At 64.4% G+C, this 24,900-nt stretch carries 25 protein-coding genes and 1 pseudogene; 19 read left to right on the forward strand and 7 right to left on the reverse strand.

The features are described from left to right. Positions 1-5: 5 nt before the first annotated feature. Positions 6-656 (reverse strand): cation efflux transmembrane domain-containing protein, encoded by a 651-nt coding sequence (locus ACU5AX_RS17385; RefSeq protein ID WP_198355597.1) that lies wholly within the window; start codon positions 654-656, stop codon positions 6-8. Between the two features lie 69 nt (positions 657-725). On the opposite strand from ACU5AX_RS17385, the gene ACU5AX_RS17390 reads away from it, so the two are divergent. Then, a complete protein-coding gene (locus tag ACU5AX_RS17390; RefSeq protein WP_198355548.1) occupies positions 726-1,130 on the forward strand; it encodes a MerR family transcriptional regulator in 405 nt (134 codons plus the stop codon). Positions 1,131-1,260: 130 nt separating this feature from the next. On the opposite strand, the pseudogene ACU5AX_RS17395 reads toward ACU5AX_RS17390, so the two are convergent. After that, positions 1,261-2,193, reverse strand: a pseudogene (locus tag ACU5AX_RS17395) (NAD(P)/FAD-dependent oxidoreductase). A 147-nt stretch (positions 2,194-2,340) separates the two neighbouring features. Between ACU5AX_RS17395 and ACU5AX_RS17400 the strand changes: the two are divergent. After that, complete coding sequence (locus ACU5AX_RS17400; RefSeq protein WP_198355549.1) at positions 2,341-2,994, forward strand: YgjV family protein; 654 nt, start codon at positions 2,341-2,343, stop codon at positions 2,992-2,994. Between the two features lie 118 nt (positions 2,995-3,112). Here the strand turns inward: ACU5AX_RS17400 and ACU5AX_RS17405 are convergent, their stop codons facing one another. Together ACU5AX_RS17405 and ACU5AX_RS17410 are read right to left on the reverse strand one after the other, a co-directional pair. Beyond that, positions 3,113-3,496 carry a MerR family DNA-binding protein gene (locus ACU5AX_RS17405; RefSeq protein ID WP_198355550.1) on the reverse strand — a complete coding sequence of 128 codons (384 nt, stop codon included), beginning with the start codon at positions 3,494-3,496 and terminating at the stop codon, positions 3,113-3,115. Beyond that, the gene (locus ACU5AX_RS17410; protein WP_269769696.1) at positions 3,493-5,970 is read right to left on the reverse strand and encodes a heavy metal translocating P-type ATPase; all 2,478 of its coding nucleotides are present in this window, start codon (positions 5,968-5,970) and stop codon (positions 3,493-3,495) included. Before ACU5AX_RS17410 ends, ACU5AX_RS17405 begins: the two co-directional genes overlap by 4 nt. Before the next feature lie 214 nt (positions 5,971-6,184). Here ACU5AX_RS17410 and ACU5AX_RS17415 point away from each other — a divergent pair, with 214 nt between their 5' ends. The 3 genes from ACU5AX_RS17415 (at position 6,185) to ACU5AX_RS17425 (ending at position 8,869) form a co-directional block, all read left to right on the forward strand. After that, positions 6,185-7,498: a type II restriction enzyme NmeDI-related protein gene (locus ACU5AX_RS17415; protein WP_198355551.1), complete on the forward strand. Its 1,314-nt coding sequence runs from the start codon at positions 6,185-6,187 to the stop codon at positions 7,496-7,498. Between the two features lie 69 nt (positions 7,499-7,567). Beyond that, positions 7,568-8,446: a DUF4396 domain-containing protein gene (locus ACU5AX_RS17420; protein WP_232474415.1), complete on the forward strand. Its 879-nt coding sequence runs from the start codon at positions 7,568-7,570 to the stop codon at positions 8,444-8,446. Positions 8,447-8,536: 90 nt separating this feature from the next. Further along, positions 8,537-8,869 (forward strand): four-helix bundle copper-binding protein, encoded by a 333-nt coding sequence (locus ACU5AX_RS17425; RefSeq protein WP_198355553.1) that lies wholly within the window; start codon positions 8,537-8,539, stop codon positions 8,867-8,869. A 48-nt stretch (positions 8,870-8,917) separates the two neighbouring features. On the opposite strand, the gene ACU5AX_RS17430 is transcribed toward ACU5AX_RS17425, so the two are convergent. Genes ACU5AX_RS17430 through copC form a run of 3 tightly spaced genes read right to left on the reverse strand, consistent with a single transcriptional unit; the run spans position 8,918 to position 10,539 of the window. Next, entirely contained in the window at positions 8,918-9,187 is a 270-nt protein-coding gene (locus tag ACU5AX_RS17430) for a flagellar biosynthetic protein FliQ (protein WP_198355554.1), read from the reverse strand. A 52-nt stretch (positions 9,188-9,239) separates the two neighbouring features. Continuing rightward, positions 9,240-10,166 (reverse strand): copper homeostasis membrane protein CopD, encoded by a 927-nt coding sequence (copD, locus tag ACU5AX_RS17435; protein ID WP_198355555.1) that lies wholly within the window; start codon positions 10,164-10,166, stop codon positions 9,240-9,242. 4 nt (positions 10,167-10,170) lie between these two features. Next, the gene (gene copC / locus ACU5AX_RS17440) at positions 10,171-10,539 is read right to left on the reverse strand and encodes a copper homeostasis periplasmic binding protein CopC (RefSeq protein ID WP_446691940.1); all 369 of its coding nucleotides are present in this window, start codon (positions 10,537-10,539) and stop codon (positions 10,171-10,173) included. Positions 10,540-10,667: 128 nt separating this feature from the next. Here copC and ACU5AX_RS17445 point away from each other — a divergent pair, with 128 nt between their 5' ends. From ACU5AX_RS17445 to ACU5AX_RS17510, 14 genes are all read left to right on the forward strand, one after another. Then, on the forward strand, positions 10,668-10,940 hold the full coding sequence (locus tag ACU5AX_RS17445) for a hypothetical protein (protein ID WP_198355557.1): 273 nt from the start codon (positions 10,668-10,670) through the stop codon (positions 10,938-10,940). After that, a complete protein-coding gene (locus ACU5AX_RS17450) occupies positions 10,937-11,377 on the forward strand; it encodes a periplasmic heavy metal sensor (RefSeq protein WP_198355558.1) in 441 nt (146 codons plus the stop codon). The genes ACU5AX_RS17445 and ACU5AX_RS17450 overlap by 4 nt, the downstream gene beginning before the upstream one ends. A gap of 10 nt (positions 11,378-11,387) precedes the next feature. Then, entirely contained in the window at positions 11,388-11,957 is a 570-nt protein-coding gene (locus ACU5AX_RS17455) for an RNA polymerase sigma factor (RefSeq protein ID WP_198355559.1), read from the forward strand. Between the two features lie 66 nt (positions 11,958-12,023). Continuing rightward, on the forward strand, positions 12,024-13,973 hold the full coding sequence (locus ACU5AX_RS17460; RefSeq protein ID WP_198355560.1) for a copper resistance system multicopper oxidase: 1,950 nt from the start codon (positions 12,024-12,026) through the stop codon (positions 13,971-13,973). Beyond that, positions 13,970-15,211, forward strand: coding sequence for a copper resistance protein B (locus ACU5AX_RS17465; protein ID WP_198355561.1), 1,242 nt, complete (start codon positions 13,970-13,972; stop codon positions 15,209-15,211). Before ACU5AX_RS17460 ends, ACU5AX_RS17465 begins: the two co-directional genes overlap by 4 nt. Before the next feature lie 3 nt (positions 15,212-15,214). Next, positions 15,215-15,811: a c-type cytochrome gene (locus ACU5AX_RS17470; RefSeq protein WP_198355562.1), complete on the forward strand. Its 597-nt coding sequence runs from the start codon at positions 15,215-15,217 to the stop codon at positions 15,809-15,811. A 63-nt stretch (positions 15,812-15,874) separates the two neighbouring features. Then, on the forward strand, positions 15,875-16,459 hold the full coding sequence (locus ACU5AX_RS17475) for a DUF305 domain-containing protein (protein ID WP_198355599.1): 585 nt from the start codon (positions 15,875-15,877) through the stop codon (positions 16,457-16,459). Between the two features lie 54 nt (positions 16,460-16,513). Further along, positions 16,514-17,731 (forward strand): permease, encoded by a 1,218-nt coding sequence (locus ACU5AX_RS17480; protein ID WP_198355563.1) that lies wholly within the window; start codon positions 16,514-16,516, stop codon positions 17,729-17,731. A 52-nt stretch (positions 17,732-17,783) separates the two neighbouring features. Continuing rightward, a complete protein-coding gene (locus ACU5AX_RS17485; protein WP_232474403.1) occupies positions 17,784-18,143 on the forward strand; it encodes a DUF305 domain-containing protein in 360 nt (119 codons plus the stop codon). Positions 18,144-18,268: 125 nt separating this feature from the next. Next, positions 18,269-18,628 carry a hypothetical protein gene (locus ACU5AX_RS17490; protein ID WP_198355565.1) on the forward strand — a complete coding sequence of 120 codons (360 nt, stop codon included), beginning with the start codon at positions 18,269-18,271 and terminating at the stop codon, positions 18,626-18,628. A 102-nt stretch (positions 18,629-18,730) separates the two neighbouring features. After that, entirely contained in the window at positions 18,731-19,942 is a 1,212-nt protein-coding gene (locus ACU5AX_RS17495) for a TolC family protein (protein WP_332838053.1), read from the forward strand. Then, on the forward strand, positions 19,939-21,438 hold the full coding sequence (locus ACU5AX_RS17500) for an efflux RND transporter periplasmic adaptor subunit (protein WP_198355566.1): 1,500 nt from the start codon (positions 19,939-19,941) through the stop codon (positions 21,436-21,438). Before ACU5AX_RS17495 ends, ACU5AX_RS17500 begins: the two co-directional genes overlap by 4 nt. Continuing rightward, the gene (locus ACU5AX_RS17505; protein ID WP_198355567.1) at positions 21,435-24,575 is read left to right on the forward strand and encodes an efflux RND transporter permease subunit; all 3,141 of its coding nucleotides are present in this window, start codon (positions 21,435-21,437) and stop codon (positions 24,573-24,575) included. The genes ACU5AX_RS17500 and ACU5AX_RS17505 overlap by 4 nt, the downstream gene beginning before the upstream one ends. Continuing rightward, positions 24,572-24,898 carry a copper-binding protein gene (locus ACU5AX_RS17510; protein ID WP_198355568.1) on the forward strand — a complete coding sequence of 109 codons (327 nt, stop codon included), beginning with the start codon at positions 24,572-24,574 and terminating at the stop codon, positions 24,896-24,898. Before ACU5AX_RS17505 ends, ACU5AX_RS17510 begins: the two co-directional genes overlap by 4 nt. The last annotated feature ends 2 nt before the right edge of the window (positions 24,899-24,900 follow it).

Genomic DNA, 24,900 nt, shown 5'->3' on the forward strand with positions numbered 1-24,900 from the left:
AACGATCATCGCAAGACTTCCGGCGCGACCGGCCGGGCCTCGCGCCATGCCGGGATCGCTTCGGCGAGAACACGCCATGCCGATCGCAGAAAGATAAGGGCAATGACGCCGCCCACCGCTATGTCCGGCCACGCCGCGCCGGTTATCGCGACCAGCCCAGCCGCAATCATCACACCGACATTGGACGCCACGTCGTTGCGCGAACATTCGAACGTGCTGGACATATTCACGTTCTCCGACCGAACCCGCCACAGCATCGCGAGGCACGTCAGGTTGGCGACGAGCGCGGCGCTGCCGAACGCCAGCATCAGCGAGGATGAAGGCGGTACGCCGTTGACCAGCTTGTCGACGATCTCGAAAACGACTGCGATGCCGAACACGAGGATGATGCCGCCCTTGGCGAGCGCGGCCCCCGCTTCCCAGCGGGGGCCGCGGCTTAGAGCATAGAGGCTGAGCGCATAGACAACGGCATCGCCGAGCATGTCGACTGAGTCCGCCATCAGCGCCGACGACCGCGCGAATACACCCCCGCCGAACTCGGCGACGAACATGACGAAGTTGATGACCATGACGGCGATCAGCACGCGCCGCTGATCGGCCTTGCGGCCGAGCTGCGCGATCGTGTCGCCTTTTCTAGAACAGCAGTCGTCCGCCATCATGTCACTCGATTCGCGTGTCGGACTTCCTATATCAACCCTCATCCTACTAGAGGGTCAAGGGGCGTCATGAAAATTGGTGAAGTCGCTAGGCGAACCGGATTGAAGGTTGAAACGGTCCGCTTCTACGAGGCCGAGGGGCTGGTTGCGGCCCCAATCCGTAGCGGCGGAAACTATCGCTTGTATGATAGGACTCATCTCGAACGTCTCCACTTCATCAAGCGTTCGCGAGATCTAGGCTTCACGCTCGATCAGGTCCGCGACCTGCTGCGTTTGGCAAACGATCCATGCGGATCGTGCGATGGCGTAGACGAAATGGCTGTGCTGCATGTAGCCGAGATCGATCGCAAACTCGCCGACTTGCAGGCGCTGCGTCAAAATATTGTAGAATGGGGGCGGTGTGACGCCACGACGATCGCTGACTGTCGGTTGATCGACGCTTTATCATCAGAAATAATTGGCGATAAACTTTAGAGTCTTGGCATTACAGTAGTTACAATGAGCCTAGGCGCCTGTTTAGCGACCGATGGAAAGCGTTACGCCGGCCTGCCAGCCTCAGGCCAAGGCGCTAGATGCAAAAGTGAACAGCGCCGGAGCCAAATATCTACTCTCGCTCACGAAGACGATTATGGATCGCTGTTGCCGCTTGCGCCGCCTGCCCTGTCGCGACGCTGATCTGATCAAGACCCTCGACCACATCGCCGACTGCGTATAGTCCTGCCACGGAAGTCTGCTGATGCGCGTCGGTCAGAATACAACCTTGATCGCTGATTTTCGCACCGAGGTCAGTTGCAAGCTGGGCGTGCGGTGACGAGCCAAGCGCCGGGTACAGAGTATCGAATGGTAATTCCCGGCCCTCACGCAATGTAACGATGACCTGATCTCCAGCGACGCGAAAGTCGTTAACCGCGTCCTTGATGATCTCGATCCCCAATCGGTTCAGCCTTGCCTCAGCTGGCCAATCCAGTTCGGGCAAGCGCTGCGCTAAAAGCATTACCCGGGCACCGTAGGGCCGGAAAAACTCAGCTTCAGCAGCGCCGTGGCTATCACATCCCAGGACAGCGATATTCATACCCTTCGCCTCATAGCCGTCGCATATCGGGCAATAGCGGAGCAGGGCGCGTGCCAAGGCCTCGTCGTGCATTTTTGGGGGGCATTGTCGGCCGGTGGTTGGACACGCCGGTCGCCAAGATCACGGTTCGCGTCTCGAGCGTCGATCTGCCTATCGTGACGGAGAATCCATTCTCTGTTTTCGCGAGGCGATCGACCTTGCCGTGGCTGATGATCGCACCAAGGATTCAGCTTGCCGCGCCATGCCGGCCAGCAATTCTACGCCGCCAATCCCTCCCGGAAATCCGGGCAGATTGTGTGACCGTGGGATTGACTGAGCGCGTCTGCCCCCCGCATCGATGACGACACATCGCCGCAGAAATCGCGCGAGATAGATCGCTGCGCTCAGGCCAGCAGGACCGCCACCCACGATGATACAATCTGCAATTTCATCGGACAATAACGAGGCGACCGCAACGGCATTCATCAAGACATTTTCCTCGCAGGCGGAGCTTTCGTACGTCCTACATTTTTACGTGTCACAGGCGCCTACCCCTCACAGCGACCGTAAATAACGGGGTGTTAACCTTGATGGGGTAAATCTTTGCCCATCCGTCGCTTGCAAGAGGTCGCGATGATTGCCGGTATCGCTGCTTCAGCATCCGCATCCGGCATCGGCCCTGCCCTCTTCGGCAGTCTTGGGGTCGCGGCCGTTATCGTCTGGCCCCGATTGCGCACCTACCAAAGCGCAGTCGCTGTGCAATGCGCTGGGGCAGCAGCGTTTGCAGTGTATTTTGCGCTCAGCGGCACGTCGACCGCGGCGGCATCTTGCATCATCGCTATCGCCCAGCTTCTGACGGCATCGCTCGTGCGGGATCGCCGCGTCGTAATTTGTGTCTGTGCCGTATCGCTTTCGTGCCTGGGGTTGGTCGCCGCCTGGACCTGGAGTGGAATTCCAACTGTATTGGCAAGCATCGGATGTATTCTGGGCACGCTAGCGCGGGTTCAGGGATCGACATATCGAATGAAACTCTGGTTCCTGATCGCCGCCCCATTCTGGCTCGCGCATAACGTGTTGACTGTCAGCATGTTCGCGTTGGCCGTGGATGCAGTGTCTATAACAAGCAACGGGTCGAGCATCGCTCGTTCACGGGCGACTGCAGGCGACATCGCCTTTGCGAGCACGCCCTTCTTCGTCCGAGAAATTTATAGGATTGGTGAGGAGTTTTGGCAGGCGGCCAGAATGTGCGCGTCGTCTTCGTATTCACCACGTTTTGCTGCCGCCTAGAGGAACGGAGTAACCCACCTCGTCTCGGTACTTGATACTCCGCATACTGTCCGACTGAACGATCGGACAATAAAATGCAGTGTTGCCCCGATAAGTAAGAGCGCCGTGGTCCGTTGGCCTACTGCGCTAAGCGCTCAATAATCGGACAATCAGGCCGATCGTCACTGTGACAACCCTGAGCTAGAACGATTAGTGATTGGCGAATTTCCTCGAGCCCATTCACTTTGCGTCCCAATTCGGCCACGCGCGCTTCCACAAGGGCCTTCACGTCTGCGCTGGACCGGTCTCGATCTGACCAAAGGCCGAGAAGCGACCGGATCTCCTCAATCGGGAAACCCAGGTCGCGCGCGTTCGCGATGAACCGCAGCCGGTGAACGTCGGCGTCGGAATAGTCGCGGTAGGTCCCGCGCCGGGGCGGCGGGGGCACCAGATTGATCTTTTCATAATGGCGGATCATGCGCTGGGAGACGCCGCTGGCATCCGACGCCGCCCCGATGTTCACAATTTTACCGCGTTCAAGCGCAGCGCGTTCAGCACGACAGTAAAGGACGAAAGCGCCATGGCCGCACCTGCCAGCATCGGCGACAGCAGAATGCCCGCAACCGGATAAAGTATCCCGGCTGCGACTGGCACGCCAATCCCATTGAATAGGAACGAGAAGAACAGGTTCTGGCGAATATTGCGCATCGTCGCGCGGGCTAGCTTGCGCGCCCGCACGATCGCCAAGAGATCACCGCGCGTGAGCGTCATGCCGGCGCTTTCGATCGCGACGTCCGTACCAGTTCCCATCGCCAGCCCGACATCGGCAGCGGCGAGCGCCGGGGCGTCGTTGATCCCGTCGCCCGCCATCGCGACCTTTGCGCCGCTCGCTTTTAGCTCGCCGATAATGCGCGCTTTGTCTTCTGGCCGAAGATCGGCATGCACGTCGTCCAGTCCACCGACGGCGCGAGCGACGGCATCGGCCGTACCGCGGTTGTCACCGGTAAGCATGACGACCCGTAGCCCTTCCGCGCGAAGCGCCGCAATGGCGTCCCGCGCAGAAGCGCGCACGGGATCGGCGACCGCAAGCAGACCCGCGAGCGTGCCGTCGATCGCGATCAGGATGACGCCCGCACCTTCGGTACGGTGACGATCTGCTGCGGCGTCGAGTGGCGCTGGATCAGCCCCGACGCGTTTCATCTGCGCGGCGTTGCCGATCACAACCTTACGGCGATCAACGACGGCGCTGACACCGAGGCCCGTCTGCGATTCGAACTCCGTGACGTCGTCGATTGGCAGCCCGCGCCCTTTAGCGCCGTTGATAATGCCGTGCGCCAGGGGATGTTCGGATTGAGCTTCAACGGACGCGGCGAGTGCCAGCATGTCGTTCTCGTCAAAGCCGCTCACTGTCTCGATCCCAACCAACGTAGGCTTGCCGTCGGTAAGCGTACCAGTTTTGTCGATGACGAGGGTATCGACCTTTTCCAAGGCCTGTAGCGCTTCTGCGTTCTTGACCAGCACGCCGGCGTACGCGCCCCGCCCCGTGCCGACCATGATCGACATAGGGGTGGCGAGCCCAAGCGCACACGGGCAGGCGATGACCAGGACGGCAATGGCATTCAGGATGGCGTGGCCCATGCGCGGCTCTGGACCGATCAGCGACCAGGTAATGAACGTCGCGATTGAGATGAGCACGACGAGCGGCACGAACCAGCCCGACACCCGGTCGGCGACCGCCTGAATCGGCGCGCGGCTGCGCTGCGCTTCGGCGACCATACGGACGATGCGCGCCAGCATCGTATCCGAGCCAACCGCTTGGGCTTCCATGACCAGGCTGCCCGTGCCGTTGACGGTGCCTCCGGTGACGGCCGCCTCGACCTCTTTTAGGACAGGCGCGGGCTCGCCGGTGAGCATGGATTCGTCGACCGACGAGCGGCCTTCGACCACCACGCCGTCGACCGGGATCGCCTCGCCGGGGCGAACTCGCAGTCGATCGCCGGCAGCGACTTCGGCCAAGCCGACCTCTTCCTCAGAGCCGTCAGACCGCAAGCGTCGCGCAGTCTTGGGGGCAAGATCCATCAGAGCGCGGATCGCGCGCCCTGTCGCCGCCCTGGCGCGCAGTTCGAGCACTTGCCCGAGCAGGACCAATGTCACCACGACGCCGGCAGCTTCGTAATAGACCGGGACCATGCCGCCGTGCATTCGGAACGTCGCGGAAAAGATGCCCGGCGCGAGTGTCGCGACCAGACTGTAGAGGAACGCCGCGCCGACCCCGATCGCGATCAGCGTGAACATATTGAGGTGGCGAGTGCGGATCGATGTCCATCCCCGCTCGAAAAACGGCCAGCCCGCCCACAGCACGATCGGCGCGGTAAGCGCGAGCTGGACCCACGGCGAGGCCGCAGGACCGACCACATGCAAGCCCGTCATTTCGGCGAACATGGAGACGATCAGCAGCGGAACCGTGAGCGCTCCCGCCACCCACAGCCGGCGCGTGAAATCGACCAGCTCGGGGTTGGGGGTATCGTCGAGTGAGGGTTCTTCAGGCTCTAGCGCCATGCCGCAGATCGGGCACGTTCCCGGCCCTTCCTGGCGGACTTGGGGGTGCATCGGACACGTCCATATCGCCCCGGGCGTCGCCATCGGCTCAGGTTTCGGCTTGTCCCCGACATAGGCGCCCGGGTTGGCGACGAACTTGGTCCGGCACCCGGCGCTGCAAAAATGATATTCGGTGCCGGCGTGTTCGGCATGGTGCGCCGTCGTCGCCGGATCGACCGTCATCCCGCACACCGGGTCAACTACCGTCGCTGCGGCGTCGCTCTTTTTACTGGCCGAACAGCAGCCGCCCGACTTGGCGGGATGATGGTGTTCGTGTTCGACTGTTGCCGGATCGACCGTGCCTCCCCCGCAACAGGACGACGGCGCGGCGACCGGCTCAGTCGCAGGCTTCGAGCAGCCGCAACCCCCGGCTTGAGATTGAAATTGAGGGTCGGTCATGGCGAAACTCCTTCGACCCGAGAGCATGTAGGGTCTGACACCGTGTCAGGGTCAAGACCCTATTGGCACCGCGGGCGTGTATGTTGAATCTACGCGCGGGAGCGGCGTTGCCCTCATTTTGCGGGGGCCAGCTCTACACCCTCGACGCCATAAGCGCCGCAGCTTAGGTCTATCGCCTAGCCCGCCAACGCGGGCCGGGGGCAATCGGGGACATATGGCAACGCAGATCGACAGTCTTTCAACCGGCACCGACCATGACGGCCTGGTTCGCCGCTTAATCGCCCGCTGGCGCGATGATCCTGGCGCTACCTACCGGAGCTGGTTTCTGTGGGACGAGCGATTGAAGAATTTTCGCTCGATCCGACGCGGGATTGGCCAGGTGGTGGCGGAGATCGAGCGCGGCACGTTCGGCGTCGCCTATCGAGGATCATCGCTCGAGACCGTCGTTCATTCCGTCGCAGAGCAGCGGCAAATCTTCAAGGGCGCTGACCATGCGTTTCTCTGGAAACCAAAACTCCGCATTCCCGACATTTACGAGAGTCCTGACAATCAGCGGGCGTTCGGTCGCTTGCTCGACGCCTGTTCGTGTTGCGACACCGCCGAAGAGATCATCGCGCATATCCACGCGATCGACCGTTTGAAGATCAAGGGGTTGGGTCCGGCCGTCGCCAACCTCCTCTACTTCCTTCACCCGACGCTGGTGCCGCCCTTCAACACCGCGATCGTCAAGGGCTACAACGCGCTCACCGGCGCGAACGTGAAGCTGGGAAGCTGGGAGCACTTCCTGGCCATGCGAAGCGGCATCCTCGACCTCAACGACCGCTTCCGCGACCTGCTATCGAACGATCTGGGCGCGATCGGCGGGCTGTTGTTCGACATCGGCTCCGATCGTTACCCGGCCCCGCCCTTGGACGTGAGCGGCGCGACGCTGGCGAGCTGGGAGCAGCGGCTTGAGGCAGCACGCGAGGAGGCGCGCACGCTCAGCAAGGCCGCGCAGCGCGAGGGCGAGAACGAGCGCACCCACACTGAAATCCAGGCATGGCTTCGCGATTTAGGGTCGGCACTCGGTTATGACGTGTGGATCGCCGCGAACGATCGAAGCCGCGCGTTCAATGGATTGCCTTTGGGCGCAGGATGCCTTGAACGCCTGCCCGATACGATCGCGACCTCGAAAGGCGCGGACTCGATCCGCCTGATCGACGTGCTGTGGCTTCAGAAGGCTGGCGATCACGTCGCAGCGGCGTTCGAGGTGGAGCATTCGACATCGATCTATTCTGGCATCGTCAGGATGCTTGACCTGGCCTTGAGCGGCAGTGACCTTCACGCCACCGCGGGGCTGTTCCTTGTCGCGCCCGACGCGCGCGAGGCGGACGTTCGCGCGCAGTTACAGCGGCCCGCGTTCAGCCGCGTCGCCGACCTCGACATATCCTATCTCCCTTATGGCGAGCTGGAGAAGAACCGCGAGGCTATCGCCCGGTTCGGATCGGGGCTGAAAGCGATCAAGGCGGTATCCAGCAAGCTCGCCTGACACGACACGCGCGAGGGTTGGCACCGGGAGCCGCGTATCCTTTAGCAGTAGAGGAGAGCTGCCGTGACGATGCCTTCCCCCGCCCCCTGGCTCGACGCCGTGCTGATTGGGTGGTTCGTGCTGACCGCGATCTCGGTCGCCTACGTCGCGTGTGATGCCTTCACCCGCAACCCCGAGTTGCGGGTGATGAAGTGGGGGTGGCTGCTGGTCACGCTCTATGGCGGCCCGATCATGGCCGCGGCCTATGTACTGTCCTGTCAGGAGCCGGCGAACGAGCGCCATGAGGATTTCGTTCGACCGCTATGGAAGCAGGCGTTCGGCTCGGCCATCCATTGCATGGCTGGCGACGCGACTGGCGTTATCGCCGCAGCCGCGATTACCACGGCGCTCGGTCTCCCGATGTGGCAGGACGTAATCGCGGAATATGCATTCGGCTTCGCTTTCGGGCTGTTGATATTCCAGGCGCTGTTCATGCGAGACATGGCGGGTGGCTCCTATTGGGGCGCGCTCCGCATGTCGTTCATCCCCGAATGGCTTTCGATGAATGCCGTCATGGCCGGGATGATCCCGACGATGGTGGTGTTGATGAGCCAGGACATGGCCGCGATGCACGCCAACTCGCTTCGCTTTTGGGGCGTCATGTCGCTGGCGACGCTCGTCGGCTTCGCCGTCGCCTATCCGATCAACCTTTGGTTGGTCGGCGTCCAGTTGAAGCACGGCATGGGCACGGTACGGGCGCTCGGGCATGGCGGGCATGAGGTCGGCGCGGACCGGCAGTCGGCGACGCCGATGCCGGACATGGGGCATGACGCGATGGCGGGGATGAGCGGCATGGCAACGGGCGCGCGCGTAACCGCGCCGCAGATCGTCGCGATGACGGTGCTGACGCTCCTCATGCTTGGCGCGGGGATCATCGTTGCGACGCTGTTCGGCCGATGGGCCATGTAGCATCGCCCCGATCGACGGAGATCGGGGTAAGGGGTGATCGCGCGGCTCGCGTATCTAGGAGCAGGCGGGGGCTCACACGGAGATAGACCGATGCACCAGATCGACCCCAACATGAAGGCGTGCATGGACGCTTGCCACGAATGTCATGTGACCTGTCTTCACATGGCGATGAACCATTGCCTTGAGATGGGCGGCCAGCACGCGGCCCCGGAGCATATGAAGATCATGGCTGACTGCGCGCAGATTTGCGCGGTCGCGATCGACTTCATGGCGCGAAAGTCCGAGCATCACGTGCATATCTGCCGCGAGTGCGCCGAGATTTGCCGGGCATGCGCCGCGAGCTGCGAAGCGCTCGACGGCATGGAGGATTGCGTAGCGGCGTGCCGTAAATGCGCCGACGCTTGCGATCGGATGGCGGCCTAGCAGTGCCCGCGCGGGCAGGCGGACTGCCCGCGCGGCCTATTTGGTGGGCTAGCGCCCCATGCTCGCGATTACGGCGAACAGCTCGGCCGTGAACTTCGTCAGCAGTTCTATCGCTGCCGCCCCGAACACCACCAAACATACGCCGAGCGCGATCAGCTTCGGCACGAAGCTCAGCGTCTGTTCGCTGATCGACGTCGCCGCCTGGATGATGCTGACAATCAGCCCGACGATCATCATCGGTACTAGCAGCACCACACAGATCAGGCCGGCGACGGCCAGCATTCTCCCCGTTTCGTCGAGCAGAATCGACTGATCCATCAGGCTTGACCGCCATGCACGCCAAGGGCCGCAACGGCTCCTCGGCTGCGCATCACATTGCCGATGCAGGGGGCGCGAGCGTCCCGAGCCAGGCGACCATCCCCAAGATTGCGACGACACAAGCCGTCTCTACAGCCAAGCTTGTTCGCAGCGCATCTAGGGCGCGACCATGATCGTCGTCGGCGATCGACCGCTCGAATGCCGGTGTGAGCCGGAAGCGGTTGAGGGAGGCGAGCCCCAGCATGGCGACGAACAACGCCAGCTTGAAGAGCAGGAGCTGACCATAGAGCGTCGTCGGGAGGATCGCGACGTTGCCGATCCCGACCAGCATCCAGCCATTGACGAGTCCGGTGATAACGATCGTCCCGACCACGAGCGTCCCTATGGCGCCGAAGCCGTGCAGCGCCCGGTACGTGAGCCTCAGATGGGCCGTATCGACGCGCGTGGCGGACCGTGAGACGAGCAGGATTAGTCCTAATAGCGCGCCCACCCACGCGCTCGAGGCGATCAGATGAAGGATGTCGGCGATGAGGTGTATCCAGCCCATCGCCGCCTCGTCCATCGCGCCATGTCCGGTCCATGCCAGTGTCGCGAGCGCCACGGCAGAGCATAGCGCGACGGCGCTCAGCCAGATGCCGCGCGCGCCGGCGATCAGAGCCGCGAGCGCTGCAACGATCAGCATAATCATGCGCAGCTTCCACGCCGCACCGATCGCAGAGCCGGTGAGCAGCGCCCCGACCGCTTCACGGTCGATCGGCCACGTCGGCGTGCCTGCCATCGAAGATGCCATCAGTACGACCCAGGTGGTCGAGAGCAGCAGGCTCAAGCCTGCGCTGCCGACCAACCAAGGGCGTAGCGCGAGCGCGTCGCCACGCTCGCAAGTCCGCAACCCATAGAGGCTGAACGCAGAGAGGCCGAACAACGCCGCAAGCGTCAGGTAGAGCGCAAAGCGAACACCGATCAACGACCAGTCGTCCATCGCCTCACTTCACCGCGAACGCGTAGTTTCCAGCAACCTTGTGCGTGTCCGTCGAAACGACGTGCCATGCGACGTTGTAGCGACCGGAAGACAGCGGCGCCTTCGGAGTGATGACAAGGGTTTGCCCGTCGGCCGCGAGCGCTGCGGTGCTCGCGATCTTCATCTCCGGCATTCCGGGCATCGCCGCCATAATGAGATCGGCCTTGGAGAAAGCGGATACCAGCTTTTCGCTAAAGCGAAGCTGAATGCGCGCGGGTTTTGCGACCGTTGCGTTAGCGGCCGGTGTCGCCGACACGAGCTTGGGATGCGCGTTCGCCGTTCCGGCGAACATGATGAGGGCGGCGGCGGCAGTCACAACAGATACGCGGCGCATGGGGAGGCCTTTCGACAGGAGGGTTCCTGTCCTTCATTACGCGTCTCGATTGGCTACCCCTCAAACACCACCGTGAGGGATCAGCGGCGCGCCTGCGTAATCCATGCTAGAGGGGCGGAGTGAACGATATGGACGACCTCGACGCAGTATTAACGAGGCTAGCGCATGCACCTGTGCCCGCGAGCCTCGACGGAATTGAAGCAAGGGTGCTGGCGCGCATCGCCGTGCGGCCTGCCGTGCGCGTCGGCATGGGTGTCGGCGCCATGACGATCGCCGTGGCTCTCGTCATGGGAGTTGTCGGCGCTGGGGTGCCCGCAAAGGAGGCAAGCGCCGCGTCGCTGTCACCCTTGGGGCCGGTGTCGCCACTCGCGCCTTCGACACTATTGCTGGGCGCGCCATGAGTGGCCGCACCCGCCTGATTCTTGGCATTCTGGCATGCTTTGCTGCGGCGATCATCGGGGTGTTCGTCGGGCGTGCGCTGCTCCCGACGCGTGCACAGCCCGGCGAAGAGTTGCACGACGTCCTCCATCACAAGCTCGCACTGGATGCCAATCAGGAGACGCGCCTTGCGGCCTTGGAGCAGCGGTTCGCCGTCCAACGTCGCGCGTTCGAGCTGGAGTTGAAGGCCAACAATGCCCGGCTCGCCGAAGCGATCGAAGCCGAGCATGGCAACGGACCGCGGGTCGCAGCGGCGGTCGATCGGAGCCACGCCGTCATGGGCGAGCTACAGAAAGCGACTCTGGCGCACATTTTTGCGATGCGGCAGCTCTTGCGGCCCAATCAGACCGGCCAGTTCGATCAGGCCGTGGTGAAGGCGCTCACCGACGACGCACGTTGAGGTCGGGCGCATGAGCCTCGACTGGACCACGCTTACGGACGGCGAGCTGGCGACGCTCAGCATCGCCGGTCGTGACGCCGCCTTTGCCGAGATCATGCGACGTTATCGCCAGCCGATATTCCGGATGGTGCGGGCGTGCGTCGGCGAGCCTGACGAGGCACTGGATCTGCTGCAGGAGACGTTCGTCGCAGCCCATCAGGCGCTCCGTCGCTATGACGGCGCGCGATCGATGCGCGCGTGGCTCTCGACGATCGCGATCAACAAATGCCGTGACTGGGGTCGCAAGCGGACGGTGCGCCGCTTCCTCTCACGCACCATTTCGCTCGGGACCGAAGCAGAGGCGGTCGCCGACGACCAAGTGGCAGTCGACGATGCCGCGAGTGATCGGCAGGAACTGGACCGCGTGACCCGAGCCATCTCGGCCTTACCGACAAATTTAAAGGAGCCATTAGTGCTTTGCACGATCGAGGGGCTCAGCCAGGCAGAGACCGCAGCAGTGCTGTCTATCAGCGAAAAGGCCGTCGAAACACGGCTCTATCGCGCGCGTGCGAAGCTGGCGGATTATTTGCGAGACCGCTGAGGGAAAGCGCAGCGCGCCGCGTATCAAGGCTAGAGGGACAGCCTTTTTTGGAGCCTTGAGGATCGTATGAGCCGCATAATCGACCGTCGCCAGATGCTGCGCGGGGCCGCCTTGGCGGGAAGTGGGCTCGCGCTGTCCGCCTATATGCCGGCGTGGGCGCAGACCAATACGGCGGGGCTTGTGACACCCCTGCCGACCATCACCGGCAACGACATCACGCTGCGGATCGCGCGCCAGACGATGATGATCGATGGTCGCCCATCCAAGGCGATCGGGATCAACGGCACCGTCCCCGCGCCGCTGATCCGACTGCGTGAAGGCCAGAATGTGCGCCTCAACGTCATCAACGATCTCGACGAGGATAGCTCAATCCACTGGCATGGCTTGCTCGTCCCGCCCCAATATGACGGCGTGCCCGGCATCTCGTTTCCCGGCATCAAGGCGCGATCGAGCTTTCTCTATGAATTCCCGATCAAGCAGAACGGCACCTATTGGTATCATAGCCATTCGGGGCTTCAGGAGCAGCTCGGACATTATGGGCCGATCGTGATCGACCCGGCCGAAGCCGATCCGGTGCAGTTCGATCGCGAGCACGTCATCGTGCTTTCCGACCATAGCCAGCTCAGCCCCGCTGCTATCTTCCGCGACATGAAGGTCAATCCGGGCCATTTTAATTATCAGCAACAAACGCTTGCCGGGCTGTTGGCGGGGAAGGATCAGACGCTCAAGGAGCGGATCGACTGGGGCAAGATGCGGATGAGCCCCACCGATATTTCCGATGCGACCGGCCCGGCCTACACCTATCTCGTCAATGGGCACGGCCCGAAGGACAACTGGACCGCGCTGTTCACGCCGGGCCAGCGGGTGCGGCTGCGCATCATTAACGCTTCGTCGATGACGACTTTCAACGTCCGCATCCCAGGCCTGCGGCTCATTATCGTTCAGGCGGACGGTCAGAACGTAATGCCAGTCGAGGTGGACGAGTTCCAGATCGGGGTTGCCGAGACTTACGATGCCATCGTCACCCCGACCGACAACCGTGCCTATACGCTCGTCGGCGAGGCGATCGACCGATCTGGCCTCGCACGCGCGACTTTGGCGCCTCGTGCGGGCATGGCGGCCGAGGTTCCAGCGCTCCGGCCTCGCCCCCTCGCCTCGATGAAGGACATGGGCATGGACATGTCGTCGATGGGCGGCATGGACATGTCGGGGGGCGGCATGTCCCGCGGCATCGATCCTACCGCGGAAAAGAACCCATCCGCCGAGCTCACGACGCCCGGCGCCGGCATGGCGACCGGCGCGATGGCGATGAGCGGGATGGCGCAGGGCGGCAGTGCGATGCCGGGGATGGATCATGCGAGCATGAACCACGGCGCAATGGCTGCCGGCGGGATGGCAGGCATGGATCATGGCGCGATGGGCAGCCAGCAAGGCGGTATGGGTGCGATGGACATGGGGTCGATGAAGATGCGCGACTTCTCCAAAGCCCCCCAGGTCAAGAAGGGACCGGGTGTCCAAACGATCTCGCCCATGCCGATGGACCGTACCGACTATCCCGGTCAGGGCCTGGAGGACGTCGGGCACAAGGTGCTCGTCTATCGCGACCTGATGGCGCTGACCCCCAATCCCGACGTGCGCGCGCCGTCGCGCAGCCTCGATATCCACCTGACCGGCAATATGGAGCGGTTCATGTGGTCCTTCGACGGCGAAAAGATGTCGGACGTGCATGAACCGATCCCCTTCCTCGAAGGCGAGCGGGTGCGGATCAACCTCATCAACGACACGATGATGGGCCACCCGATCCACATCCACGGTCACTTCTTCGAACTGGTGACGGGGCACGGGGACCACGCCCCGCGCAAGCACACGGTAATCGTCCAGCCTGGCGGCAAGGTGACGTGGGATCTGACCGCCGATGCCGTCGGCGATTGGGCGTTCCACTGCCATCTTCTCTATCACATGCACGCCGGCATGATGCGGACCGTAAGCGTGCGTCCGCGTGGAGAAGCCGCATGAGCCGCTTCGCCCTCGTCCTTGCGACGACCGCCACGATCGCCGTCGCCGGTCCCGCCGCGGCGCAGTCGATGCAGGGCATGAACATGCCGGGAATGACGATGCCCGCGAAGAAGTCGGCCGTAAAGGCGAAGCAGCCTGCCAAGAGCAAGCGTGCCCCTGCGCATCGAGCGGCGCCAGCCAAACGATCGACCGCGCCGATGGCTGACATGAAAGGGATGGACCATTCCGCCATTCCGGGAATGGATATGTCGGGTAACGCCACCAAGTCCGCGCAAGGGGCGCAGCAGGGCATGGAAGCCATGCCGGGCATGCAGATGCCCCCAAGCGGTCAGCAACCCGCTCAGGGTGCTGCGCAGCCGATGCAGGGCATGGATCATTCGTCGATGTCGGGGATGTCGATGCCTGCCGGGCAGCAGAGCGGCCATGACATGCAAGGCATGTCGGGCATGAACGGGATGGCGATGCCGGGCATGGCGCAGACCGGAACGGCGCTGCCCGCCGGTGATGCGCCCGCCCCTGCCCCGCCAATGGACCATTATGCCGATCGCGTGTTCGCTCCTGCCGAAATGGCGAAGGCGCGCAGCGATATGATGTTCGAGCAGGGCGGTCAGCCCTTCTATCAGGTGATGTTCAACCTTGCCGAATATCAGGCCCGACAGGGCCGCGACGGCTATCGCTGGGATGGCGAGGCGTGGTTCGGCGGCGACATCAACCGCCTGTGGCTGAAGACCGAAGGCGAAGGCGCGTTCCGCGAGGGCATCGAGAGCGCCGAGGTGCAGGCGCTCTACAGCCGGGCTATCGGCCCCTATTTCAACCTTCAGGGCGGCGTCCGTCAGGACTTGGGGCCATCCCCCAAGCGCACCTACGCGACGGTCGGCTTCGAGGGGCTGGCTCCCTACATGTTCGAGGTCGAGGGGGCGCTATTCCTGTCGACCAAGGGCGACCTGCTCGGCCGCCTCGAAGGCTATTACGACCAGCGTATCACACAGCGGCTCGTCCTTCAGCCACGTGTCGAGTTCAACCTGGCGGCGCAGGATGTGCGCGAGAACGGTATCGGCCGAGGGCTGACCGATGCCGAGCTGGGGCTTCGGCTCCGCTACGAGATCCGGCGACAGTTCGCGCCCTATGTCGGCGTCTCCTACTTGGCGCAGACCGGGCGCACCGCGGACTTCACGCGCGCGCAGGGCAAAGACCCCACCACGACGAGCTTCGTTGCCGGCGTGAGAGTGTGGTTCTGACGAATGCTGGAAAGGAACTCCGCGTCGAACCGATCCGCGATCAAGCGGCATCTGCCCAGCCTGCCTTTCGTCGCCGCCCTGGCGCTTGTTCTTGGCCTGGGCGCCGCTGCCTTCATCTATCTCGGTGTCTATAACATCGCGGCCGATGCGCCTCATACGCCCGTCGTCTATTCGCTGCTGGAGAAGTTGCGCGATCGATCGATCGTCGTGCACGCTCGCGGTATCACGGCGCCGACCGACCTTGCATCGGCTCAGCGCGTCTCGACCGGCGCCGGGCTTTACACCGAAATGTGTTCGGGGTGCCATCTCGGGCCGGGTGTCGAAAAATCGGAGATGAGCCAAGGTCTCTACCCGCAAGCGCCCGAGCTGGCGAAGTCGCAGGACTTGTCGCCAGAGCAACAATTCTGGATCATCAAACACGGGGTGAAGCTCAGCGCGATGCCGGCTTGGGGCCGGACACATCCCGATCCGCTGATCTGGGATATGGTCGCGTTCGTTCGCAAGCTCCCCGGCATGACGCCCGAGCAATACAAGGCGCTCGTCGCCAGCGCGCCCGCCGACCATGACGCGATGATGAAGGATATGCCGGGGATGAAATGAGGCGGCCGACCGCTCGCCGCGATTTTGCTGGGGGCTAATTCAATTCCAGCAGGGGAACGCATGATGGACGACAAGCAGGGCAAGATGGGCATGGGCTACGGCCGCTTCGCGGCGATGATCGCGACGTCGACGGTCGTGATGTATGGCCTGATGTATCTCAACACCTATGCGTTGAGCCATGTCGAATACAGCCAGACGCGCATGTGGATGGCGTTCGTGATGGGCGCGACGATGGCGATCATCATGCTCGGCTTCATGTGGGGCATGTATAGAAACAGGCGCACCAACGTCGGCATTGTCGTCGGTAGCATCGTCGTATTCGCGTTGACGCTCTGGCTGGTGCGCAGCCAGGAGACGGTCGACGACGTAAGTTATATGCGAGCGATGATCCCCCATCACTCGATCGCGATCATGACCAGCGAGAGGGCGCACATCAAAGACCCCGAGGTCCGAAAGCTGGCGGACGGCATTATCGACGCGCAGGTGCGTGAGATCGCCCAGATGAAGCGGATGATCGCGCGGCTGGAGTCCCACCCAACGCCGAACGGCACGCCGGATCTTCCATCCTACCGCGACAAGGGTGCAACACCGCCCGCACCGGAAACCGATGAGAGCACCGGCATCAATACGCTGGCACCGATCCGTTGAGATGAAGGAGACGGGCTCGGCGACACGGTAGAAGATGGCTGCCATCCGAGGCCATTGGAACGGACCGTCAGCGGCGACTTGAAGATGCATATGGGCGAAGCGATCATCAAAGCACTTCGCATGGCAGGCATCATGGGTTGGGGAATCCTGTGGGCGCTGATCTTCGGCTTTCTCATTTCCGCGGTGATTCAGGCGGTCGTCAGCCATAAGGAAATGGCCAAGCTGCTGCCTGACGATCGGGCGGGCACGATCATCAAGGCGTCCGCGCTCGGCGCAGCATCCTCCTCCTGCTCCTACGCCGCGGTCGCGATCGCGCGTTCGATGGTCCGCAAGGACGCGAACTTCACTGCGGCAATGGCTTTCCAGTTCGCCTCGACCAACCTCGTGCTGGAGCTGGGCTTGATCCTCGCGATCTTGCTGGGATGGCGGTTTACCGCGGGCACCTGGGCGGGCGGCCTTGTCATGATCGTGATGATGGTCGCGCTGATGCGGGTCTTCTTCCGGCGTCGGATGGTCGAGCAAGCCAAAAAGCAGGCGGACAAGGGCGTTGCGGGCAAGATGGAAGGCCACGCCGCGATGGACATGAGCGTCGAGGGCGGATCGCTGCGCGATCGTCTGTTTTCGGCCAAAGGGCTGACCGCGACCGCGCATTATTACTGGATGGATTGGGCATCGCTGTGGTTCGACATCGCGCTCGGCCTGCTGATCGCCGGCGCCGTGGCGGCGTGGGTGCCGCAAACCTTCTGGGCCAGCATATTCGCAGCCGACAATCCGACACTCGCCAAGATCGTCGGCCCGCTGATCGGCCCGCTGATCGCGGTGGTGACGTTCGTCTGCTCGGTCGGCAACGTGCCGCTGGCAGCGGTGCTCTGGAATGGCGGAGCGAGCTTCGGCGGTGTGATCGCGTTCATCTTCGGCGATCTGATCGTCATCCCCATTTTGAATATCTATCGTCGCTATTACGGGTTGAAAGCCGCGGCAGTACTCGCCCTGATATTCTATGCGGCAATGGTCGGCGCCGCCTATGTCGTCGAGTTCGTGTTCGGATTTGCTGGATTGGTCCCGGCTACGCGCTCGGCCCAACTCATGAGCGAGGGCGTGAGCTGGAACTATACGACCTGGCTCAACATCATCGGCCTTGTCCTATCCGCGATGCTGCTCTGGCGCTTCCTCGCAACCGGCGGCCCGGACATGCTGCGCATGATGAAAGGCGGCCAAAACCAACAATCCGACCAGCATCACCATCACCACGGAGCTTCGTCGCAAGGATGAAGCGATAGGAAGGAAGACTGAAATGCGCACTCTAATTATATCGTCCGCCGTAATGCTCGCCGCGACGCCCGCTCTTGCGCAACAAGGCGGCATGCAGGGAATGGATCATAGCCAAATGGGCGGGATGAACCACGCCGATATGGGCAAGATGATGGCCGGCAATCCCTACGCTCAGGCCGAAATGGACATGCATCAGAAGATGATGGCAGCAAAAGAGGGCGACGCGGCCGAAATGTGGACCCGCAAGATGATCGAGCATCACCGCGGCGCCATCGCCATGTCGCGCGTTGCGGTGCGCGATGCCAAGGACGCGCAGACCCGCGAGATGGCGCAGATGACGATCACCAAGCAGGAAAAGGATATTGCCGAGCTGCAAGCGTGGCTCCGCAAGCACGGCAAGCGCCCGCAGTAAGGGAGCGCTGCCCCCGCCCTGCCGATCCTCCTATTCCCCGGCAGGGCGGGGATTCCAGGAAGTCAGGCTTCCTCGATGGCACTTTCATTGACACGTAACGCTGACCGGCTGACAATATTCGCGTGTTGAAGACCCGCCTTTCCCTGTTGCTCCTGATGGGAGCACTCCTCGGCCTGTTCGGTCAGGGGATGGCGTATGCGTCCGGGCCCGCATTCACGCCGAAGGTGGCCGCCACTCATGCGATGCCCAGCGGCATGGATTGCCCGGACATGGCATCCGCGCACAAGCGTTCGCCCGAGCGTCCCTGCAAAGGGCTGACGCTCGCGTGTATCGCGCAGATGGGATGCGTCGTCCCGATGACCTTCGACCCGGAACGGCCGATCGCAGAGCGCGCGCGCGTTGCGCAGCTCGCCGCTACATGGCCGCCGGCCCCGATGTTCGCCGGGCGTGAGGTCGCGCCCGAGCCGGAGCCGCCCACCGTCTGATCGACCCGAGTTAGGGTTCTGACGCCTGTTGCCCTCGTGGCGGCCGGCGCAACCCGATCGTGGCCTCGACCAGAACGGAAAACCAACATGAAGCTATTCGTCGTGGCGGCATTGTCCGCCATCGCCAGCGCCGCGCACGCGGGGCCGCTGACCTATGACCAGGCGCTCCGCCAAGCGCTCGCCAATTCGCCGGGTGCCGCGGCCACGCGCGCGGGGATCGACGCTGCCGGTGCCGACGCCCGCGCGGCGGGCAGTCTTCCCGACCCGCGCCTGTCGGTCGGACTCGACAACTACCCCATCTCTGGGCCGCCCGCCTTCACCTTGGGCGGCGACAATATGACGATGGCACGTATCGGCGTGCAGCAGGACATCCCCAATCTGGCGAAGCGTCACGCGGCTCAGGCACAGGCGCGCGCCGCGATCACGACCGCCGAAGCTGCGCAAGCGTCCCGGCTTCGCCGGATACGCCTCGGCGCGGGCGTCGCGTGGATCGAGCTGGCCTATGCCCAACGCCGTCTTGCGGCGATGGATCGCGTTCTGACGACGCTTCATACCCTCCCGACCACAGCTCGCAGCGCGGTCGCGTCGGGATCGGCTCGCCCGGCCCAGACCCTGGCGGTAGATCAGTCCATTGCCGCTCTGGAGGATCGCAGGGACACGCTCGTCGCCGACGTCGGGCGGGCGCGGGCGATGCTGGCGCGCTGGACCGGCGTGCCGGCCCCCGAGGCGACCGGCGACGTGCCCGCGCCCGACCTCGTGCCGGCCCGGCTGCGCGCCGCCTTGGTGCGCCACCCCGATATCCAGACTGCCGATGCCAGCGTGGGGCGGATGCAGGCTGACGTGGACGCCGCCCGCGCTGACAAGCGCCCGGATTGGGGGTTCGACGTTGCCTACCAGCGTCGCGATCCGCGCTACGGCGATATGGTCTCGGCCGGCGTGACGATGAGTTTGCCGCTGTTCACGCGCACCCGGCAAGATCCGCGGATCGCTGCCCGACAGGCGGCAGCCTCGCAGGCCGAAGCCGAGCGGGAAGATACGCGCCGGGCGCTGGCGGCCGACCTCGAGGCGGGACTTGCCGATCACGTGATGCATCACGCGCAGTGGATGCGGGCGCGTGACGTGCTCCTGCCGCTCGCGCGGCAGCGCTCCGAACTGGACACCGCCAGCTATTCGGCGGGGCGTGCGGGCCTGCTCGACGTGATCGAAACCAAGACGGCGCTGGCCGACGCCGAGCTGACCGCGCTCGACCGCGAGGCCGACGTGGCGCGCGACGCGGTACGCCTTACCATCACCTATGGGAGCGAGGACCGATGAGCAGCATCGCCATCACACGACCGCGTCTGCTCGGTGCCGCGGCCCTACTCGCCGTCGTCGCCGGCGGCGCAGGGTTCGGGATCGCCAGACTTGGCACGGCCCCCGCGGCCGACGACGCCGTGTCGCCGACCGCGCAGAAGAAGATCCTCTACTGGTACGATCCGATGATCCCCGCCGAGCGGCACGACGGGCCGGGTCTCTCGTCGATGGGGATGAAGCTGATCCCCCGCTATGCCGACGAGGGCGGAGGCGGCAGCGCTGCTCCGGGCGTCACGATCGATGCGGTCGGCCTCCAGCGGCTCGGCGCGCGGATCGTCGCGGCCGAACGCGGATCACTGTCTGATACAGCCGCAGCGACCGGCAGCATCGAGTTCAACGACCGCAACGTCGCGATCGTGCAGGCGCGCAGCGCCGGGTTCGTCCAGCGTGTCTATGCGCGCGCGCCGGGCGACGTCGTGCCGGCCGGCGCGCCGCTCGCCGATATTCTGGTGCCCGAATGGGCGGGCGCACAGGCGGAATATCTTGCCGTTCGGCGGAGCGGCGATGCCGCGCTCGCGCGCGCCGCCCGGCAGCGCCTGCTGCTGCTGGGAATGCCGGCCGGGCTTGTCGCGTCGGCCGAGCGTAGCGGCCGGACAAAAGGCGTGACGATGATCAGCACGCCGGTTGGCGGGGTCATCAAGACGCTCGGCGTCCGGCAGGGCATGACAGTCTCGCAGGGGCAGACACTGGCGGAGGTGAACGGGCTCGACACCGTGTGGTTGAATGCCGCCGTCCCCGAGGCCATCGCCGGCAAGCTCCGTATCGGCACGACCGTCACCGCCACGCTGCCAGCTTTTCCGGGCGAAAGCTTCAGGGGCCGGATCGCCGCGATCTTGCCGCAGGCCGACGCCGCGAGCCGCACGCTGACGATCCGCGTCGAGCTGTCCAATCGGGGCGGCCGTTTGCGCCCCGGCATGTTCGCCAGCGTGGCGCTCGATCAGGGGAGCCGCGATGCGCTCCTCATTCCCAGCGAGGCCGTCATCCGGACCGGCCGGCGCACGCTCGTCATGCTGGCAGGGCCGGGCGGGCGGTTCAGACCGGCCGAGGTCCGCATCGGTGCGGAAGGTGGCGGAAAGACCGAGATCGTCGCCGGCCTGTCCGAAGGCGAGAAGGTCGTCGCGTCGGGCCAGTTCCTGATCGATTCCGAAGCAAGCCTTGCCGGTCTCGACGCGCGGCCGATCGGAGGCGAAACGCGGCTCACGACAAAGCCGGCGCCGAAGTCCGCCACGCCGATCTACGAGACGGTCGGCAGCATCGAGGCGATCGACCGCAGCGGCGTCACCCTGTCCCACCAGCCCGTTCCGGCGATCGGCTGGCCCGCTATGACGATGACCTTCCGCGTTGCCGATCCCGCGCTGGTGCGCGGGTATCGCAAGGGCGACCGGGTCCGCTTCGGCTTCGATCAACCCGCAGACGGGCCGACGCTGCGCCGCATGACGCGCGAGGCCGGCCGATGATCGCAACCATCATCCGCTGGTCGGTCGCGAACCGTTTCCTCGTCGTGCTGGCGGCCGTCGCGCTTGCCATCGCCGGGGTGTTCGCAATGCGCGCGACCCCCGTCGATGCGCTCCCCGACCTGTCCGACACACAGGTCATCATCCGCACGAGCTGGCCGGGCCAAGCCCCTCAGATCGTCGAGAACCAGGTGACGTATCCGCTCACCACGACGATGCTGTCCGTGCCCGGCGCGAAGACCGTGCGCGGCTATTCGTTCTTCGGCGACAGCTATGTCTACGTCCTTTTCGAGGATGGCACCGACCTCTATTGGGCGCGCTCGCGCGTGCTCGAGTATCTGAGCCAGGTGCAGGGACGTCTTCCCCAGGGCGCGCAGGCCGCGCTCGGTCCCGATGCGACGGGGGTCGGCTGGGTCTATGAATATGCCCTGGTCGATCGCACCGGACGCCACGACCTGTCGCAACTCCGATCCTTGCAGGACTGGTTCCTGCGCTACGAGCTGAAGACACTGCCCGGCGTCGCCGAGGTGGCGAGCATCGGCGGGATGGTGAAGGAATATCAGGTGCTGCTCGACCCGACGCGGCTCGCCGCGTTCGGCGTCACCCACACCCAGGCCGTCGATGCCATTCGTCGCGCCAATCAGGAGGCCGGCGGGTCCGTTCTCGAGCTGGGCGAAGCCGAATATATGGTCCGGGCGTCCGGCTACCTGCGCAGCGTCGACGATTTCCGCGCGATCCCGCTCAAGGTCGCCGGTGCCGGCGTGCCCGTCACCTTGGGCGACGTCGCCTCGATCCAGATCGGCCCCGAGATGCGCCGCGGCATCGCCGAGCTGAACGGCGAGGGCGAGGTCGCGGGCGGCGTCGTCATCCTGCGCCAGGGCAAGAACGCACGCCAGACGATCGAGGCCGTCAGGACCAAGCTGGCGGAATTGAAGGGGAGCCTTCCTCCCGGCGTCGAGATCGTCACCACTTATGACCGCTCGCAGTTGATCGACCGTGCGGTGGAGAACCTGTCGGGCAAGCTGATCGAGGAGTTCGTCGTCGTCGCGATCATCTGCGGGCTGTTCCTGTGGCACGTCCGATCGGCGCTGGTCGCGATCGTCACCCTGCCCTTGGGCGTGCTGGCGGCCCTGCTCGTCATGCGCGTGCAGGGGGTGAACGCCAACATTATGTCGCTAGGCGGCATCGCCATCGCGATCGGCGCGATGGTCGATGCCGCGATCGTGATGATCGAAAACGCGCACAAGCGGATCGAACGATGGGAGCACGAGCACCCGGATACCGCCCTGGCAGGCGAGGAACGCTGGCGCGTCATTACCGAGGCCGCAGCCGAGGTTGGGCCGGCGCTGTTTTTCAGCCTCGTCATCATCACCCTGTCGTTCGTGCCGGTCTTCACGCTCGAAGCGCAGGAGGGACGGCTGTTCGCCCCGCTCGCCTTCACCAAGAGCTATGCGATGGCGGCAGCGGCGATCCTGTCGGTGACGCTCGTGCCGGTCCTGATGGGATGGCTGATCCGGGGACGCATCCCGGCCGAGAACGACAATCTCCTCAACCGCGCGCTCACCCGCGCTTACCGTCCCGCGCTCGACCGCGTGCTGGCGCGACCGTGGGCGGCGATCGGCATCGCCGCCCTGGTGCTGGCGACGACGGCATGGCCGCTGACGCGGCTTGGCGGCGAGTTCATCCCGACGATGGACGAGGGCGACCTGCTCTACATGCCGTCCGCGCTGCCCGGGCTTTCGGCCGCGAGCGCATCGGCGCTGCTCCAGCGTACCGATCGGCTGATTAAGACCGTGCCCGAGGTCGCGACCGTGTTCGGCAAGGCCGGGCGCGCGGAGACCGCGACCGACCCCGCCCCGCTCGAGATGTTCGAGACGACCATCCAGTTCAAACCGCGCGATCAGTGGCGCGTCGGAATGACGCCGGCGAAGCTGGTCGAGGAGCTGGATCGCACGGTGCGCGTGCCGGGCCTTACAAATGTCTGGGTGCCTCCGATCCGCAACCGCATCGACATGCTGGCCACCGGCATCAAGAGCCCGATCGGGGTAAAGGTGTCGGGGTCCAATCTCGCCGAGATGGACCGGATCGCCGCCAGCATCGAGCGCGTCGCCAGAACCGTGCCGGGTGTCAGTTCGGCATTGGCCGAGCGGCTGACCGGAGGCCGCTATGTCGATGTCGACATCGATCGGGCGACCGCGGGGCGCTATGGCCTCAATATCGCCGATGTGCAGGAGATCGTGTCGGGCGCGATTGGGGGCGAGACGATCGGCCAGACGGTCGAGGGCCTCGCCCGCTACCCGATCAGCGTACGCTACCCGCGCGAGCTGCGCGACAGCCTGGAGGGATTGCGGACCCTCCCGATCGTGACCGCATCGGGCCAGCAGATCACGCTCGGCACCGTCGCATCGGTGTCGATCGCGGAAGGTCCGCCGATGCTCAAGACCGAGAACGGCCGGCCCTCGACCTGGGTCTATGTCGATGTACGTGGGCGCGATCTGGCCTCCACGGTCGCGGACCTGCGCCGTGCGGTCGCCAAGGATGTTCGGCTCAGCCCGGGCGTGTCGATCGCCTATTCCGGGCAGTTCGAGTATCTGCAACGCGCCGAGGCGCGGCTGATGCTCGTCGTGCCGGCGACGCTCGCCATCATCTTCCTCCTGCTCTACCTCACCTTCGGACGGCTCGACGAGGCGGCGCTTATCATGGGCACGCTGCCCTTCGCGCTGACCGGCGGGATCTGGACACTTTGGCTGCTCGGTTATGCGCAGTCGGTCGCGACCGGCGTCGGATTCATCGCGCTCGCCGGCGTATCGGCGGAGTTCGGCGTCGTTATGCTGATCTACCTCAAACACGCGCTGGCCGACCGAGGGCCATCGCCGTCGGCGGATGAGGTGTCGGAGGCGATCCGGGAAGGCGCGCTGTTGCGGGTGCGGCCCAAGGCGATGACCGTCGCGGTGATCGTCGCCGGGTTGTTCCCCGTACTGATCGGCCATGGTGCGGGGTCGGAAGTGATGAGTCGGATCGCGGCCCCGATGATCGGTGGAATGCTGACCGCACCGCTCCTGTCCATGTTCATCCTGCCCGCCGCCTACATGCTGTTGCGGCGCCGAACACTTACCCACCCCGAAAGGAAAACATCATGAAGCTGACACACTCCATGCGCGCCGCGTCGATCCTGCTGCTCGTGCCGATCGCGACGGGTGCCTTCGCGCAAGCCGGCAAGCCGTCCGCGGCTGTGGTGAAGACCGGAAACGGCATGGGCGCGATCACCGCCGTCGATGCGAAAGGTGGAACCGTGACCATCAAGCATGGCCCGATCCCAAGCATCGGCTGGCCCGCCATGACCATGACCTTCAAGGCAGCTCCCCCGGCCCTGCTCAAGGGATTACGGTCGGGACAGCGGGTCGCGTTCACCGCCAGGGCGAAGGGCATGGCGGCCGAGGTCACGGCGATCAGCCCGCATTGACG

Source organism: Sphingomonas benefaciens (assembly GCF_052907485.1).